Source organism: Roseobacter sp. EG26 (assembly GCF_049830555.1).
Classification (GTDB): domain Bacteria; phylum Pseudomonadota; class Alphaproteobacteria; order Rhodobacterales; family Rhodobacteraceae; genus Roseobacter.
In genome coordinates this window covers 315,520-329,559 of sequence record NZ_JBNBLH010000003.1, presented here as the reverse complement: position 1 = coordinate 329,559, position 14,040 = coordinate 315,520, and the positions used below count along the sequence as shown (strand labels likewise).

Annotated in this window: 17 protein-coding genes; 9 read left to right on the top strand and 8 right to left on the bottom strand. The window is 54.3% G+C overall.

Translation table 11 applies throughout. The annotated features are described in order from the left end of the window. The first annotated feature begins 26 nt into the window (after positions 1-26). A complete protein-coding gene (gene trxA / locus ACOTTU_RS09495) occupies positions 27-347 on the top strand; it encodes a thioredoxin (RefSeq protein WP_219498601.1) in 321 nt (106 codons plus the stop codon). Positions 348-392: 45 nt separating this feature from the next. On the opposite strand, the gene ACOTTU_RS09490 is transcribed toward trxA, so the two are convergent. Beyond that, the gene (locus ACOTTU_RS09490) at positions 393-1,229 is read right to left on the bottom strand and encodes a hypothetical protein (RefSeq protein WP_425657611.1); all 837 of its coding nucleotides are present in this window, start codon (positions 1,227-1,229) and stop codon (positions 393-395) included. 176 nt (positions 1,230-1,405) lie between these two features. Between ACOTTU_RS09490 and hslV the strand changes: the two genes are divergently transcribed. The 4 genes from hslV to ACOTTU_RS09470 are packed head-to-tail and all read left to right on the top strand — an operon-like array spanning position 1,406 to position 5,617. Then, complete coding sequence (hslV, locus tag ACOTTU_RS09485; protein WP_425657609.1) at positions 1,406-1,963, top strand: ATP-dependent protease subunit HslV; 558 nt, start codon at positions 1,406-1,408, stop codon at positions 1,961-1,963. Next, entirely contained in the window at positions 1,960-3,036 is a 1,077-nt protein-coding gene (locus ACOTTU_RS09480) for a hypothetical protein (protein ID WP_425657607.1), read from the top strand. Before hslV ends, ACOTTU_RS09480 begins: the two co-directional genes overlap by 4 nt. Position 3,037: 1 nt before the next feature. Next, positions 3,038-4,345: an ATP-dependent protease ATPase subunit HslU gene (gene hslU / locus ACOTTU_RS09475; RefSeq protein WP_298916204.1), complete on the top strand. Its 1,308-nt coding sequence runs from the start codon at positions 3,038-3,040 to the stop codon at positions 4,343-4,345. A gap of 54 nt (positions 4,346-4,399) precedes the next feature. Further along, positions 4,400-5,617, top strand: coding sequence for an MFS transporter (locus ACOTTU_RS09470; protein WP_425657605.1), 1,218 nt, complete (start codon positions 4,400-4,402; stop codon positions 5,615-5,617). Here ACOTTU_RS09470 and ACOTTU_RS09465 read toward each other — a convergent pair. Genes ACOTTU_RS09465 through ACOTTU_RS09455 form a run of 3 tightly spaced genes read right to left on the bottom strand, consistent with a single transcriptional unit; the run spans position 5,614 to position 7,894 of the window. Beyond that, a complete protein-coding gene (locus ACOTTU_RS09465) occupies positions 5,614-6,204 on the bottom strand; it encodes a Smr/MutS family protein (RefSeq protein ID WP_425657603.1) in 591 nt (196 codons plus the stop codon). The genes ACOTTU_RS09470 and ACOTTU_RS09465 overlap by 4 nt on opposite strands. Then, the gene (gene mltA, locus ACOTTU_RS09460) at positions 6,201-7,238 is read right to left on the bottom strand and encodes a murein transglycosylase A (RefSeq protein WP_425657601.1); all 1,038 of its coding nucleotides are present in this window, start codon (positions 7,236-7,238) and stop codon (positions 6,201-6,203) included. Before mltA ends, ACOTTU_RS09465 begins: the two co-directional genes overlap by 4 nt. Next, positions 7,235-7,894 carry a Tim44/TimA family putative adaptor protein gene (locus tag ACOTTU_RS09455; RefSeq protein ID WP_298916192.1) on the bottom strand — a complete coding sequence of 220 codons (660 nt, stop codon included), beginning with the start codon at positions 7,892-7,894 and terminating at the stop codon, positions 7,235-7,237. Before ACOTTU_RS09455 ends, mltA begins: the two co-directional genes overlap by 4 nt. Positions 7,895-7,999: 105 nt before the next feature. Between ACOTTU_RS09455 and ACOTTU_RS09450 the strand changes: the two genes are divergently transcribed. Both ACOTTU_RS09450 and secB read left to right on the top strand, forming a co-directional pair. Next, a complete protein-coding gene (locus ACOTTU_RS09450) occupies positions 8,000-8,479 on the top strand; it encodes an FxsA family protein (protein WP_425657599.1) in 480 nt (159 codons plus the stop codon). Positions 8,480-8,538: 59 nt separating this feature from the next. Further along, positions 8,539-9,018, top strand: coding sequence for a protein-export chaperone SecB (gene secB, locus ACOTTU_RS09445; protein ID WP_298916187.1), 480 nt, complete (start codon positions 8,539-8,541; stop codon positions 9,016-9,018). Positions 9,019-9,022: 4 nt separating this feature from the next. On the opposite strand, the gene dnaQ is transcribed toward secB, so the two are convergent. From dnaQ to ACOTTU_RS09425, 4 genes are read right to left on the bottom strand one after another with little or no spacing between them, the layout of a single operon-like run. Then, on the bottom strand, positions 9,023-9,709 hold the full coding sequence (gene dnaQ / locus ACOTTU_RS09440; protein ID WP_425657597.1) for a DNA polymerase III subunit epsilon: 687 nt from the start codon (positions 9,707-9,709) through the stop codon (positions 9,023-9,025). Next, a complete protein-coding gene (gene coaE, locus ACOTTU_RS09435) occupies positions 9,702-10,295 on the bottom strand; it encodes a dephospho-CoA kinase (protein ID WP_425657595.1) in 594 nt (197 codons plus the stop codon). Before coaE ends, dnaQ begins: the two co-directional genes overlap by 8 nt. Next, a complete protein-coding gene (locus ACOTTU_RS09430; protein ID WP_425657593.1) occupies positions 10,292-11,137 on the bottom strand; it encodes a shikimate dehydrogenase in 846 nt (281 codons plus the stop codon). The genes coaE and ACOTTU_RS09430 overlap by 4 nt, the downstream gene beginning before the upstream one ends. Further along, positions 11,134-11,733: a Maf family protein gene (locus tag ACOTTU_RS09425; protein ID WP_425657591.1), complete on the bottom strand. Its 600-nt coding sequence runs from the start codon at positions 11,731-11,733 to the stop codon at positions 11,134-11,136. Before ACOTTU_RS09425 ends, ACOTTU_RS09430 begins: the two co-directional genes overlap by 4 nt. Positions 11,734-12,135: 402 nt before the next feature. Here ACOTTU_RS09425 and hemJ point away from each other — a divergent pair, with 402 nt between their 5' ends. Together hemJ and rho are read left to right on the top strand one after the other, a co-directional pair. Then, positions 12,136-12,585, top strand: a complete 450-nt coding sequence (gene hemJ / locus ACOTTU_RS09420; RefSeq protein ID WP_425657590.1) for a protoporphyrinogen oxidase HemJ — start codon at positions 12,136-12,138, stop codon at positions 12,583-12,585. Between the two features lie 126 nt (positions 12,586-12,711). Then, positions 12,712-14,019: a transcription termination factor Rho gene (rho, locus tag ACOTTU_RS09415; RefSeq protein WP_298916169.1), complete on the top strand. Its 1,308-nt coding sequence runs from the start codon at positions 12,712-12,714 to the stop codon at positions 14,017-14,019. Positions 14,020-14,040 lie beyond the last annotated feature (21 nt).

The following is a 14,040-nucleotide window of genomic DNA, read 5'->3' as shown; positions in this document are numbered from 1 at the left end:
CAAGCATAGCCTGTCAGGAGAGCATAATGGCCACCCTTGCTGTAACCGACGAAACATTTGACGCCGAAGTCAAAAACTCCGACATCCCCGTAGTTGTGGATTTCTGGGCGGAATGGTGTGGCCCCTGCAAGCAGATTGGCCCTTCTCTGGAAGAGCTTTCCGCCGAAATGGACGGGAAGGTCAAAATCGTCAAAGTCAATGTTGATGATAATCCGAATTCGCCAGCTCAGATGGGTGTTCGCGGCATTCCTGCGCTGTTTATTTTCAAAGACGGGCAGGTTGTGTCCAACATGGCGGGCGCAAAACCTAAAGCAGCACTGCAAAGCTGGATCGAAGAGTCGATCTAAACCGGTTCTGTCAGAATCTTCGAGGGCGCTCCTATCCGGGCGCCCTTATTTTATGGGCCAGCCAAACCTGCGCAACCGTACTGCTATTTTGTCTTCCACGTCCTTTCGGCCCAGGTTGATCGCGTGACGCTGCCAGAACCACCATACGTAGCGCGCCCATTCGGGTTTATGTCTTGCGATCTTCCTGAAGGCCGCGACGTCTCCTGGCGCTGCTCCCAGCGTGACATGATGGAAATCAGCCTTTGAAAACAGAATGCTCGGCTTGCCAAAAAAGAGCGCGTTGAAAGCCACGGCGGAATTCTGCGTAACCACATAATCGCAGGTGCGCAGCAGTTCTTTCATGGCACCAATGCGCACGGTCAGGCGATCATTTTGCGCATCCATCTTGTTCAGCGCTGTGAGGTCCTGGTCGGCATAGGTGATGTTCGGATTGAGCGCTGCAATGATGGGCCGTTCCGGTTCGGCAGCAAGACAGGCATTAAGCATATCCAGTTGCGTGGACATCTGGGGCGGAACAGGTGTGGTCAGCTGATCTTGCAGCGGGACATAGACGAACCCGTCTTTTGTCGTTCTGAGCGGCGCGTCACCAAACAGACGTTCACGCCAATACTGGTAAAACCTCGCAGCATCATTTTTGGGAACAGCGGTCGGGTCAAAATCAGCGAAAGCGACATCACGTCTCCAGCATTCCGGGGTCTGTTCAATTTGCCAGAAAGGCGCATGAAGGCAACGCCCGAAAACCAGGGCGTTTTTACCCAAAGGGCTGGCCCGGTCAGACATTGAATAGTCGGTGTCTAGGGGTGCGATCGGCGACACTTCCGCGTGTCGCAGGTAGTCCACCTCAAATCCCGAACGCAGCGCGACAGACGCGACTTTTGTCACGAAATTCTGCCGACCCATCAAAACTGCATTGTGCAATTTCGGCTCCAAATAGAACCGCAGCACTTTTCCCCCACCCATGCCCGCAGGCTAAGCGGATAAACGGATATGAACAAGGCCGCGCTCTTGTACCCTCATTTGGGTCAGGCCATATAGGCACCACGCATAAGGAGACCGAGATGGCACGCGAAGAATTCCCCGGCTGGCATGGAACAACAATCATCGGCGTCAAGAAAGATGATGAGGTGGTCATTGCAGGGGACGGTCAGGTCTCTCTTGGTCAGACGGTGATCAAGGGAACGGCGCGCAAGGTGCGGCGTTTGTCACCGGGCGGTTATGATGTGGTCGCGGGGTTTGCCGGATCGACGGCTGACGCGTTTACTTTGCTGGAGCGGCTGGAAGCCAAGCTCGAAGCAACACCCGGCCAACTGGCGCGCGCCAGTGTCGAGCTGGCCAAGGACTGGCGCACTGATAAATATCTGCAAAAGCTCGAAGCCATGCTCATTGTCTCTGATGGCGCGGATATCTTCGTGATTACGGGTGCGGGTGACGTGCTGGAACCTGAACACGACGTTGCCGCCATCGGCTCAGGCGGTAATTTCGCCCTTGCCGCAGCGCGGGGAATGATGGACAGCGACAGATCGGCGGAAGATGTGGCGCGGGACGCGATGGCGATCGCCGCGGATATCTGTGTCTACACAAACGGAAACCTGACGGTCGAGAAGATCACGGCATGATTGACAAGGACGATCTTCGGGCCTCTGTCAGCGCCGGGATCGTGACAGAGGCGCAAGCCGCGGCATTGACCAGCCTTGCGCACAGTCGCAGCGGTGCGCGTGAAAATCTGGCGCCCGGCGATGAGCCTTTTGAACTTTTCCGTGGGTTCAATGAGATTTTCATCGTTGTGGGTCTCGTCGTCCTGGCGGTTGGCTGGGTCGGGGTTGTGACATTTGGCATGACAAATGACCCGTTGAGCCTTCGCAATACGTTGATCTATTCCGGGATCATCGCGGCTGTCGTGCTTTGGGGATTGTCTGAATACTTCATTCGCAGACGCAGGATGGTGGCACCTGCAATCACCCTCTCGATCCTATTCGCCATCAATGCAGCCTACACCTGCGCAGGCGCTTTTTCTGAACTGTTCATGGTGGCCCAGGGTGACAACAGCAGCCTGCCGCTACCCTTCAGTCTCGCGACACTTGCCTTGTTGCTCTTCTGGTTTCGGTTTCGGGTGCCCTTTGCGCTGGCGCTGATAGCATTGGCTGCTTTCGGTATCGCCATCCTAATCGCTGGCAACAGCAGTGGATCGCCCGCATCAACCGAGGAGTTGTTCCTGCTGTCGGCAGGCGGCCCCTTTGCGTGGATCACCCTTGCTCTGGGGGTCGTCGTATTTGGCATCGCCATGGCATTTGACATGTCCGATCCGCACCGCGTCACTCGCCGTGCGGCCAATGGTTTCTGGCTTCATGTGGTTGCAGCGCCGGCCCTGGTCAACACCATTGCCCTGTCGCTTCTGGAACGCGATGCCGGTTGGTCGAATTCCGTTTTGCTGGCCGTCCTGGCGCTCTTTGCGCTCGTCGCCATCGTGATTGACCGCAGGTCGTTCCTGATCGCCGCAATCGGCTACACGGTCATCCTGGCCACCACAATTTTCGACGGCGAGGGTGCTGTTTACACGGTCCTTTTCCTGGGAATCGTATTGTTGTTTCTGGGCGCCCGTTGGGAACGGATCCGCGCGCGTCTTTTGGCATTGATGCCGGGTTTCATCCCGTTGCACCGCCTGCCACCCTCTCATCTGACAAAGGCTTAACATGACAGACCTGACCCCCCGCGAGATCGTCTCCGAACTCGACCGATTCATCATTGGGCAAAAGGATGCGAAACGGGCGGTGGCCGTGGCCTTGCGCAACCGCTGGCGCCGCAAGCAGCTATCTGATGATCTGCGTGATGAGGTTTATCCCAAGAATATCCTGATGATCGGACCCACCGGGGTCGGCAAGACCGAGATCAGTCGCCGGTTGGCCAAGCTGGCGCGCGCGCCTTTTTTGAAGGTTGAAGCTACAAAATTCACCGAAGTCGGTTATGTCGGTCGTGATGTCGAGCAGATCATCCGCGATCTTGTTGACAGCGCCATCGCCATGACCCGCGATCACATGCGCGAAGACGTCAAGGCCAACGCGCGCAACGCCGCCGAAGAACGGGTTATCGATGCCATCGCGGGCGAGGATGCCCGTGAAGGTACCCGCGACATGTTCCGAAAGAAACTGAAAGCCGGTGAGCTTGATGATGAAATGATCGACCTTGAGATCGCCGATACATCGAACCCGTTTCAGGCGATGGATATTCCCGGCCAACCGGGCGGCGGCATGGGTATGCTCAATCTGGGTGACATATTCGGCAAAGCGATGGGCGGACGCACGACACGCAAGCGTCTGTCGGTCGCGGAAAGCTACGAAGTGTTGATTGGTGAAGAAGCCGACAAACTGCTGGACGATGAAACCGTTACCAAGGCTGCGATAGAGGCGGTGGAGCAGAACGGGATCGTATTTCTGGATGAGATCGACAAGGTCTGTGCAAAATCTGACGCGCGCGGTGGCGATGTGAGCCGGGAAGGGGTGCAGCGTGACCTGCTGCCGCTGATCGAAGGAACAACGGTCAGCACCAAACACGGGCCGGTGAAGACCGACCATGTGCTGTTCATCGCCTCTGGCGCGTTCCACATTGCAAAGCCTTCTGATCTGCTGCCCGAACTTCAGGGCCGATTGCCGATCCGGGTGGAACTGCGCGCCCTGACAGAAGAGGATTTCGTTCGCATTCTGACGGAAACGGATAATGCCCTGACGCTGCAATACACCGCCCTGATGGGAACCGAGCAGGTCAAGGTCAGTTTCGAACAGGATGGGATTGCTGCCCTTGCCAAGATCGCAGCGGATGTGAATCAAACCGTTGAGAACATCGGTGCGCGCCGTCTCTACACCGTCATGGAACGCGTGTTCGAAGAACTTTCCTTCAATGCACCGGATCAGGCGGGCGATGAAGTGGTCGTGGATGCGAGCTTTGTCGAAAAGAACCTGGGCGAGCTGACCCGTTCCACCGATATCAGCCGCTATGTGCTCTAGCCAGTGACCCGTCGCTAGGGTAGGCAAGTCGCGAACGACCGCGGAGAGATCGACATGCGACTGGGCGCATTTGTCAAAACGAATGCGCCCTGGCTGGCAGCGGGTGGCCTGTTGACGTTTCTGTCGTCCTTCGGGCAAACGTTTTTCATCTCCATTTTCGCAGCGCAGGTTCAGGGTGAGTTCGCACTCAGCCACGGTGAATGGGGGTCCATCTATTCGTTGGGCACCATGGTCTCTGCCGCTGTTATGGTTTGGGCTGGCGGACTGACTGATCATTTCCGTGTGCGCACGCTTGGGACCGTGATCCTTCTGTTCCTATCCGGCGCTTGCCTGCTGATGGCAGCCAACCCCTTTGTCTGGGCACTGCCAATTGTCATCTTTGCGCTGCGTTTGACCGGGCAGGGCATGACAAGCCACATCGCCATCGTCGCGATGGCACGCTGGTTTGTCGCAACGCGCGGGCGGGCTCTCTCAATCGCAACCCTTGGGTATGCGGTCGGCGAATCCATCCTGCCGCTAGGTTTTGTCGCTTTGATGACCTTCGTGAATTGGCGTCTTTTGTGGGTCCTTGCCGCGATCATCGCCCTAGCGGCTATCCCTGCGGTGCTGCATTTGCTGCGCGAAGAGCGCACGCCACAGTCGATGTCGCAGGAAAATCAGAGCGTGGGTATGCACGGTCGCCACTGGACCCGCAGTCAGACGCTTCGACATCCGCTTTTCTGGTACATGGTACCAGCGATTCTGGGTCCTTCAGCTTTCAACACCGCGTTCTTCTTTCATCAGGTCCACTATGCGGCCCTCAAAGGGTGGACCCATCTGACATTCGTGGCACTCTTCCCGATCTACACCGTGCTCGGGATCGGCGCGATGCTGATATCAGGCTGGGCGTTGGATCGCTTCGGCACGCCGCGGCTCATCCCCTTTTATCAACTACCCATGGTTTTGGCCTTCGCCGTATTTTCCGTTGGCTCGTCGCTGTGGATGGCCGTGATCGGTTTGTTTTTCCTCGCGCTGACCTCGGGTGCAAATTCGACGCTGCCCAACGCATTCTGGGCAGAGTTTTACGGCACCAGGAATATCGGTTCCATCAAAGCAATGGCGGCAGCTGTCATGGTTTTGGGCTCCGCGATCGGGCCCGGTGTAACGGGCTTCCTGATCGACTTTGGCGTCGGATTGGAACGGCAGTATATTGGTGTTGCGATCTATTTTCTGATTGCCTCGGCAATCATGTTTTTTGGTGTCAGGCGGGCACGGCCTTCATTGGCCATTTAACGCTTGCGCCGAAGGTAAACGTAATATGCGCCGCCGCCGCCGTGGCTGACATGCGCTTCACTGACCTGCAAGACCGACGATGCCAGTGGTGGTGAGCTTAGCCACTGCGGCACCTGATGACGCAACACGCCAAATCTGACAGGGATTGGACCGCCTTCATCACGATTCTTGCCTTTTCCGGTAATCACCAGAACCAGCCGTTTCCCCGATCCATGCGCCCGTAACACAAATTTGATCAAAGCCGCATGCGCGCGGTCCAGCGTCATGCCATGCAAATCAATGCGGCCTTCGGGTTTCAATTTGCCACGTGTCATTTTCCCAAAGGTTTTCTGGTCCATCTGAACGGGCGATTTTTGCAGCTGATCCGGCAATGTGGGCTTCAGATCATAACCCGGTTTTCGCGCGACTGGCTTGGGCGGATAGGTTGTGACAAGCTTGCCCAGATCAACGGTCGGTTTGGATTTGGGCTTAGGGGCAGGCGCGTAAGCAGCGGGATCAAAAGTTTCCTGAAGATTCAGCCTTTCAGTTCTATCCGCCACCTTTTGCCAGAGCGCGATTTCGTCAGGCCCCAGTTTTCGACGCGTCACAAAGAACCCTCAGGCGCCATTGCATAAGCGCGTTGAATCGGCAGAAGGACGATCATGCGTCCGGGATCCTTCAACTTCCCCGCCGCCCGTCCGGCCTTGTCACCGGTACCAAAAAATATATCCGCCCGTTGCGCCCCCTTGATCGCCGATCCGGTATCCTGCGCAATCATCAGGCGTCGCATCGGTTTTTTACCATCCTTCTCGATCCAGACCGGCGCGCCTAGGGGCGTGAAGGTCGGGTCGACGGCGATTGTGCGCATCGGTGTGACCGACCGGTTCATGGCCCCCAACGGGCCTTTGTCCGAAGGGACTTCGCTGACCTCACGGAAAAATACGTAGGACGGATTATGATAGAGCAATTCTTGCCCGGCAGCGGGATTGCGCCGCACCCAGTTCTTGATGACATCGGCGCTGACCTGATGGGATTGATAGGTGCCCCGGCGAACAAGCTCGGCACCGATAGAGCGGTAAGGATGACCATTGGCACCCGCATAGCCCACCCGCAACTTGTCCCCATCGGGGAGATTTACACGACCAGACCCTTGAATTTGCAGAAAAAAGAGTTCGACAGGATCATCGACCCAGGCGATCTCCAAACCTCTGCCACTCAATTGGTTCCCATCCAGAATTTCCCGACGTGACAGCCACAAGTCGGTGGCCTTGGCTTCAGGTGGCATCGCATAGATCGGAAAACGGTAGCGCCCGGTCCTCTGTCGCGATCCGCTAAGTTCCGGTTCAAAGTAACCGGTAAACAACATGTCGGCACCGTCTTCGATCAATACGGGGCGAAAAAACAACTCAAAGAAACTGCGCGGATCGGGATCTGACGTTGCATAGGCACAAACGGCGCGCCAGTCCGGGTCAGGCATATCCTGGCAGGTGTTACGAAAGGTCTCAAAGGCGGCCGCATGATCATCCAGCGACCATCCTTCCAGATCATCGAAAGAGAGAACTTCGACACGCTGCTCAGCATTGACGGGGGGTGTCATTCCGATCATCCCCGCAATCAGAGCCGCCGCCAGGCCGGATTTCATGCGTCTGTGGAAACAAGCTGCCAATTTGGATCGTCCGACCCCATTGTGCGCGCGAAAGCCCATGTGTCTTTCTGGCGCTTGATCTCCGATGTGCTGCCTTCGATGATGTCACCTTCGCTGTTGCGTACAGCAGAGGTGAGTTCAGCAACGAACCGAATGGTCAATTCCGCCTCATTGGTGGCGTCATTGAAGGTCGCGTCCATCAGTTTAAGTTCACGCACGCCAATGAATGTAGCCTCGATGGTAAGCCCCTGATCTTCGCGCGCGGCGACACCATCGACAAAAGATTCGTATATGTCTTCTGCCAGGAAGGGCTGGATTTCCGACAATTCGCCAGTTTCATATCCCATCACGATCATCTCATAGGCACCGCGGGCACCGCCCAGAAAATCGGTGACGTTGAAAGACGGCTCCAGACGTTTCATCGAACTCAGCGCCTTGGCCGCATCCGAATCCTCCTCCACGTGATCGACGATATCAAGATCGGGGCCACCTTCGATCACCTCGAACTCCGGGCCGGTCCGTCGGCCCGGTTGTGGGTTCGCCATGGGCGGTTGCTCAAAACCATCCCTTGTCCCCAACACGTTCTTTAGTCGGAGAATCAAAAAAACAGCAATGCCAGCAAGCACCAGAAGCTGTATCAGGGGCGAATTCATATGTACCTCATGTCGGGTAAAACGTGGAAACCGGTGTATACTGCTCTTATGTAGGTGTCGGACTACGCCAAGTCCACTGTACGCTCCACGAAAGGAAGCATCAAAATGTGGCTATTTATCGCTTTTCTTGCGGTACCACTGATCGAAATCACCCTTTTTATTCAAATTGGTGGAGCGATCGGCCTTGGATGGACCCTGGTGACGGTCGTCGTTACGGCAATTGTGGGCACATGGCTGGTACGGAATCAAGGGATTCTTGCCCTCGGTCAGCTCAAATCGTCTTTCTCTGACCTGAAGGACCCGACAGAACCGCTGGTGCATGGTGCAATGATCCTTTTTTCCGGCGCTTTGTTGCTGACGCCCGGATTTTTTACGGATGCGGTGGGTTTTTTGCTGCTGATCCCCGCATTTCGCACTGCGGTCTTCAAGGCCATCCGGTCACGGATCAATGTTCAAACCTTCGACAGCAGAGGCCCGCGCCCCGGTCGCCCGACACCGGATGGTGATATTATTGATGGAGAGTATTCCGAGGTCTCGCCAAATTATGACAAGATCAAAAGGCCGTCAGGCTGGACGGACCATTGAGAACCCCAATCCAAACTGTTAAGGCTCGCCCGATTTATTATTCACTGTAGGAGTGACCCATGGCTGAAGCCGAAGCACAACAACAAGGACCGCAGATGCGCGTTCTTGGGCAATTCATTCGCGATATGTCTTTTGAGAACATCATGGCGCAAAAGGGCGCGCCTGCGGATGTGACCCCCGATGTGCAGGTTCAGGTGAACCTCGACGCCAAAAAGCGCAGCGCTGAAAACCAGTATGAAACATCCATCAAGCTGACCGTCACGTCCAAAGCCAAGGATGGCGACGCGACCTTGTTTGTTTTGGAGATCGATTACGCTGGCATCTTCCATGTGGACAATGTGCCCGAGGATCAGCTGCACCCGTTCCTGTTGATCGAATGCCCGCGGATGATTTTCCCGTTCCTGCGTCGGATCGTCAGCGACGTGACCCGCGATGGCGGTTTCCCACCGCTGAATCTGGAAAACATCGACTTCCTCTCGCTCTACCGCAATGAACTGGCGCGTAGACAGGCGGAAGAAGCCCCAAAAATGGACGCCTGATTTTTCAGGATTTCACCCACAAAGCGTCGTCGCCCAATTTCGCAACAAATTCAGCGTGGGCGGCGGCTTCTTCGTCGGTCAATCGAGATGGCAGCGGCGTTGGGCGCGGCCTGGCTATCCAGGCATCAGCGCCGTCAGCGGATCGGTCCTGCGCCGTCGTCGACAAACCAAAATCCGGCTGGCGCCCGCCGATCAGTTCCAGATAAACCTCTGCCAGAATTTCACTGTCCAGCAACGCGCCGTGCAGCGTTCGCGAAGAATTGTCGATATTGAATCGACGGCACAGCGCGTCAAGTGATGCCGGTGATCCCGGAAAGCGTTTGCGCGCAATCTCCAGTGTATCAATGGCCTGTTCCCATGGGATCTGGGGCAGGCCCATCCATTTCAGTTCGGCATTGAGAAATTTGATGTCAAAGGCCGCATTGTGGATCACGAGTTTTGCGTCGCCAATGAAATCCAGAAAGGCCTGTCCAACTTCGGCAAATTTCGGTTTATCCCGCAGAAAATCATCGCCCAACCCGTGTACCTGAAAAGCCTCTTCCGGCATGGACCGTTCGGGGTTGATATATTGGTGATAGGTTTTGCCCGTTGCCATATGACCCATCAGTTCAACAGCGCCGATTTCGACAATCCGGTCACCGGATTGCGGGTCAAAACCTGTGGTTTCTGTATCGAGGACAACTTCACGCATTGCGCAATTTCTTTCTGATTTGTTGAACAACATCCTGAACCTGCTTTCGCGCGTGTTCAACAGTGTCAGTTACGATGACATAGTCTGACAGGGCACATTTTTCGGCGTTTGGCATCTGTTTCGCCCGGATTCTCTGAAAAGCTTCTGATGACATTGTACCTCGTTCCAGGACGCGCCGTTCCTGAACATCTGACGGAACAGAAACGCACACCACCGCATCCATCATTTTTTCACCCCCGGTTTCGAACAGCAGCGGAATGTCCAGAACCGCGATATCAGCCGAAGCTTGCTGGAGGAATTCAGAACGATCCCGGGCGACCAAAGGGTGCACAATCGCTTCGATGTCTTTCAAAGTCTCTGGTTTTTGCGCAATGAGTTCCCGCAATAGTTCCCGCGATACTGCATTTTCCCGGATCACTTCGGGAAAGGCCGATTTCATCGGACCAACAGCAGCGCCACCAGCGGCATAAAGGCGATGCACCGCCGCATCCGCATCCCACAAAACGCAACCTTCTTCGACAAACATCCGGGCAGTTGTCGTCTTTCCCATGCCGATAGAGCCGGTAAGCCCAAGTTTGAACATCAATTGAGCACCGCATCGCGGGCTTCGGCATCCACCTCCGGACGTGGCCCAAACCAGCGTTCAAATCCCGGTACGGCCTGATGCAGTAACATCCCCAGACCGTCGACGGTAATACAGCCTTTCTGCTTCGCCGCTTCCAACAGGCGGGTCTTCAGGGGCGTATAAACGAGGTCCGTGACAACTGCGTCTTTTCTCAAGCCATCCAATGGGACACGCATCTCCGGTTTTCCGACCATCCCGAGGGAGGATGTATTCACCACAAGACTTGCTTCTTCCAACATGTTGCCAGCTTGCACCCAGTCAATCACGGTCACACGATTTCCAAAATCAGACTGCAGTTTTTCCGCACGAATACGGGTTCTGTTGGAAAGCAGAATTTCCGGAACGCCTGCTTCAAGAAGAGACGCGATGACCGCCCGGGACGCGCCGCCCGCACCCAGCACGGCAGCGGCACCCTGCGCCGGTCTCCATCCTGGTGCACCGGCCCGAAGATTTTCAAGAAATCCGTAACCATCTGTATTATCAGCATGAATTCGGCCATCTTTGCGAAAAATCAAGGTATTGGCGGCACCAATCAGGGTGGCCCGATCCGTGACGAGATCCGCAATCTCCAACACGGCCTCCTTGTGAGGAATGGTAATGTTCACGCCAACAAAGCCAGCTTTCGGCAGAGTTATCAGAACATCCCGCAAATCTCGCGCAGAGACGTCCATGGGAACATAAAACCCCCTGACCCCATATTTGTTCAGCCAGTGGCGTTGCAACTGTGGTGATTTGGAATGTGAAATCGGTGACCCGATGACCCCAGCCAATGGTACCTTTGATGGCGATTTGGCCTCTGTCATTTTTCTATGTCCCCCCGCAGCGTCAGAAAGGATAGCAGTTCCAACAAGGGCAAGCCAAGGACATTGAAATAGTCTCCTTCAACGCGCGAAAAGAGACGAACGCCTTCTTCTTCAAGTTTGTAAGCCCCGACCGCATGGCGAATACTGTCCCAGTTTCGCGCAATATATCCATCGATATAACCATCCGAAATCTCACGCATTCGCAACCTGACCGTGCCGATGTGGCGCCAGATTGGCTTGCCTGCTTCACAGAGAACAGCGGCCGACAATAACATATGCTTGTCGTTTCTCATCTTGCGCAACTGGTCTGCGGCATCCACTTTTGACCGTGGTTTTGTCAGGATTTCTCCTTTGAAATCCAATACCTGATCACAACCCAATACAAGTGCCTCAGGGTGTTTTTCGCTTATCTTTCGGGCTTTTAGCTCCGCAAGAGCATCGGCTATGTTACGTGGTGGTTGGTTCTCTGCCAGCATGGCGTCGCGCACCATATCCTCATCAACACGCGCTGGCACAATTGAAAAATCAACCGCGGCCTGGCGCAGCATATGTGCTCTGATCTCGGAGCCGGAAGCCAATATCAAGGACTGGGTCATGTGGATAAGCCTGTGTGCGGCATTAAGATATTCTTAATATGTTCTTCTGAGCAAAAGACCGAGATGACGCAAGAGGATCAATATTCCGGGATAACAATCGTTACCGCAATATTAATGCCAGTGCTGAAAAGAATAACCGATTGTCTGTGTGTAAGTTGTTTCTATGCAATTACCCACAGGGTTATACTCTATATCCAAACCCAGTTATGAATATAACATACTGATATTAATATATATAATTATATTTTCTACTATATTGAGGTAACGCAGGAAAACTTGTTCCTACGGGTATAAGACGACGGATAAATCCTTAATCCACAACGGAACGATCCTCTACATAATCATCATCCTTTTATCTTTCTTTATTAATTAATATGAGGGGCGAACGGATCGGAGAACTTGATGTCGGACTTTCTTTCCATCGCATATCCCTGGATCAAGTCATTTCATATCATGTCTGTGATCGCCTGGATGGCCGGATTGTTTTATCTGCCCCGGTTGTTTGTCTATCACGTAGAGCAGGTTGGACAAACCGGCGAAACGCAGGCTCTTTTCCAAACCATGGAACTGAAGCTGCTCCGGGTGATTATGAATCCGGCGATGATTGCCACATGGGTATTTGGTCTTTGTCTGGTTTTTACACCGGGCATCGTGGATTGGTCAGAAATCTGGCCGTGGACGAAGGCGATTGGTGTTCTAGCAATGACAAGCTTTCATCATTGGCTGGGTCGCCGTCGCAAGGATTTCGTGAACGGTACAAATGATCTGACCGGTCGGCAGTTCCGGATGATGAACGAGGTCCCGACTTTTCTGATGGTGCTTATTGTCTTGTCGGTGGTGGTGCGATTCTGATTGAATTGACTCAAGAGTGATTGCCCCCTATATCCGACCCACCATCCCGTCCGGGAATGGCGCAGACCAACATAATCTAAATTACTTCAGTCGATGACGCGCTCTCGGCTGAGTACAGGTATTTTCATGACATCTGACGTGACTGAAACAAAATCCGCCCCCGAAACGCTGGAAACGCTGAATCTCGCCGACTTGAAGCGAAAGAGCCCAAAAGACCTTTTGTCGATGGCCGAAGATTTGGAGATCGAGAACGCCTCGACCATGCGAAAAGGCGAGATGATGTTTCAGATTCTGCGCGAACGTGCAGATGAAGGATGGGAAATCTCCGGAGATGGTGTTCTTGAAGTTCTTCAGGATGGTTTTGGATTTCTGCGTTCCCCGGAAGCCAACTATCTGCCAGGCCCGGACGATATTTACGTATCGCCAGAGATGATCCGTAAATACTCCTTGCGGACGGGCGATACCATCGAAGGGGTTATCAAGGCACCGGACGACAATGAGCGGTATTTTGGTCTCTTGGATGTGACGCAGATCAATTTTGAAGATCCGGAAAAAGCACGCCACAAGGTGGCTTTTGAGAATCTCACACCACTTTATCCCGATGAACGTCTGACCATGGAAACCGATGATCCGACCGTCAAAGACCGGTCATCGCGCATCATTGATCTGGTAGCGCCCATTGGTAAGGGCCAGCGGTCACTGATCGTTGCGCCGCCGCGGACGGGTAAGACAGTTCTGCTGCAAAATATCGCCAATTCGATCGAACGAAATCATCCCGAATGCTACCTGATCGTTTTACTGATTGATGAGCGCCCGGAAGAAGTGACCGATATGCAGAGGTCGGTAAAAGGCGAGGTGGTTTCCTCGACCTTTGACGAGCCAGCGACCCGGCACGTGGCAGTTTCCGATATGGTTATTGAGAAAGCCAAACGGTTGGTCGAGCACAAACGTGACGTCGTGATCCTGCTCGACTCGATCACGCGACTGGGCCGCGCCTTCAACACTGTCGTGCCGTCCTCAGGTAAGGTTCTGACGGGTGGTGTGGACGCAAACGCCTTGCAACGTCCCAAACGATTCTTCGGCGCGGCGCGGAATATCGAAGAAGGGGGGTCTCTGACCATCATCGCAACTGCGTTGATCGACACCGGAAGCCGGATGGATGAAGTCATCTTCGAGGAATTCAAAGGGACTGGTAACTCTGAGATCGTGCTGGATCGCAAAATTGCTGACAAGCGCGTATTCCCGGCAATGGACATCCTGAAGTCTGGCACCCGGAAAGAAGATTTGCTTGTCGACAAGATTGATTTGCAGAAAACCTTTGTGTTGCGACGTATTCTGAACCCGATGGGCACGACCGATGCGATTGAATTCCTGATCTCCAAGCTCAAACAAACCAAGACAAATTCAGATTTCTTCGATTCTATGAATACGTAACTTATTGTTTAAAAACAGTGA

Coding starts and splice junctions, on each gene's coding strand:
- ACOTTU_RS09430 (WP_425657593.1), bottom strand. CDS start 11,137: ATGACAGAGGCCAAATCGCCATCAAAGGTACCATTGGCTGGGGTCATC.
- ACOTTU_RS09480 (WP_425657607.1), top strand. CDS start 1,960: ATGATTGACAAGGACGATCTTCGGGCCTCTGTCAGCGCCGGGATCGTG.
- hemJ (WP_425657590.1), top strand. CDS start 12,136: ATGTCGGACTTTCTTTCCATCGCATATCCCTGGATCAAGTCATTTCAT.
- ACOTTU_RS09425 (WP_425657591.1), bottom strand. CDS start 11,733: ATGACCCAGTCCTTGATATTGGCTTCCGGCTCCGAGATCAGAGCACAT.
- dnaQ (WP_425657597.1), bottom strand. CDS start 9,709: ATGCGTGAAGTTGTCCTCGATACAGAAACCACAGGTTTTGACCCGCAA.
- rho (WP_298916169.1), top strand. CDS start 12,712: ATGACATCTGACGTGACTGAAACAAAATCCGCCCCCGAAACGCTGGAA.
- trxA (WP_219498601.1), top strand. CDS start 27: ATGGCCACCCTTGCTGTAACCGACGAAACATTTGACGCCGAAGTCAAA.
- hslV (WP_425657609.1), top strand. CDS start 1,406: ATGGCACGCGAAGAATTCCCCGGCTGGCATGGAACAACAATCATCGGC.
- mltA (WP_425657601.1), bottom strand. CDS start 7,238: ATGAAATCCGGCCTGGCGGCGGCTCTGATTGCGGGGATGATCGGAATG.
- ACOTTU_RS09450 (WP_425657599.1), top strand. CDS start 8,000: ATGTGGCTATTTATCGCTTTTCTTGCGGTACCACTGATCGAAATCACC.
- secB (WP_298916187.1), top strand. CDS start 8,539: ATGGCTGAAGCCGAAGCACAACAACAAGGACCGCAGATGCGCGTTCTT.
- ACOTTU_RS09470 (WP_425657605.1), top strand. CDS start 4,400: ATGCGACTGGGCGCATTTGTCAAAACGAATGCGCCCTGGCTGGCAGCG.
- hslU (WP_298916204.1), top strand. CDS start 3,038: ATGACAGACCTGACCCCCCGCGAGATCGTCTCCGAACTCGACCGATTC.
- ACOTTU_RS09455 (WP_298916192.1), bottom strand. CDS start 7,894: ATGAATTCGCCCCTGATACAGCTTCTGGTGCTTGCTGGCATTGCTGTT.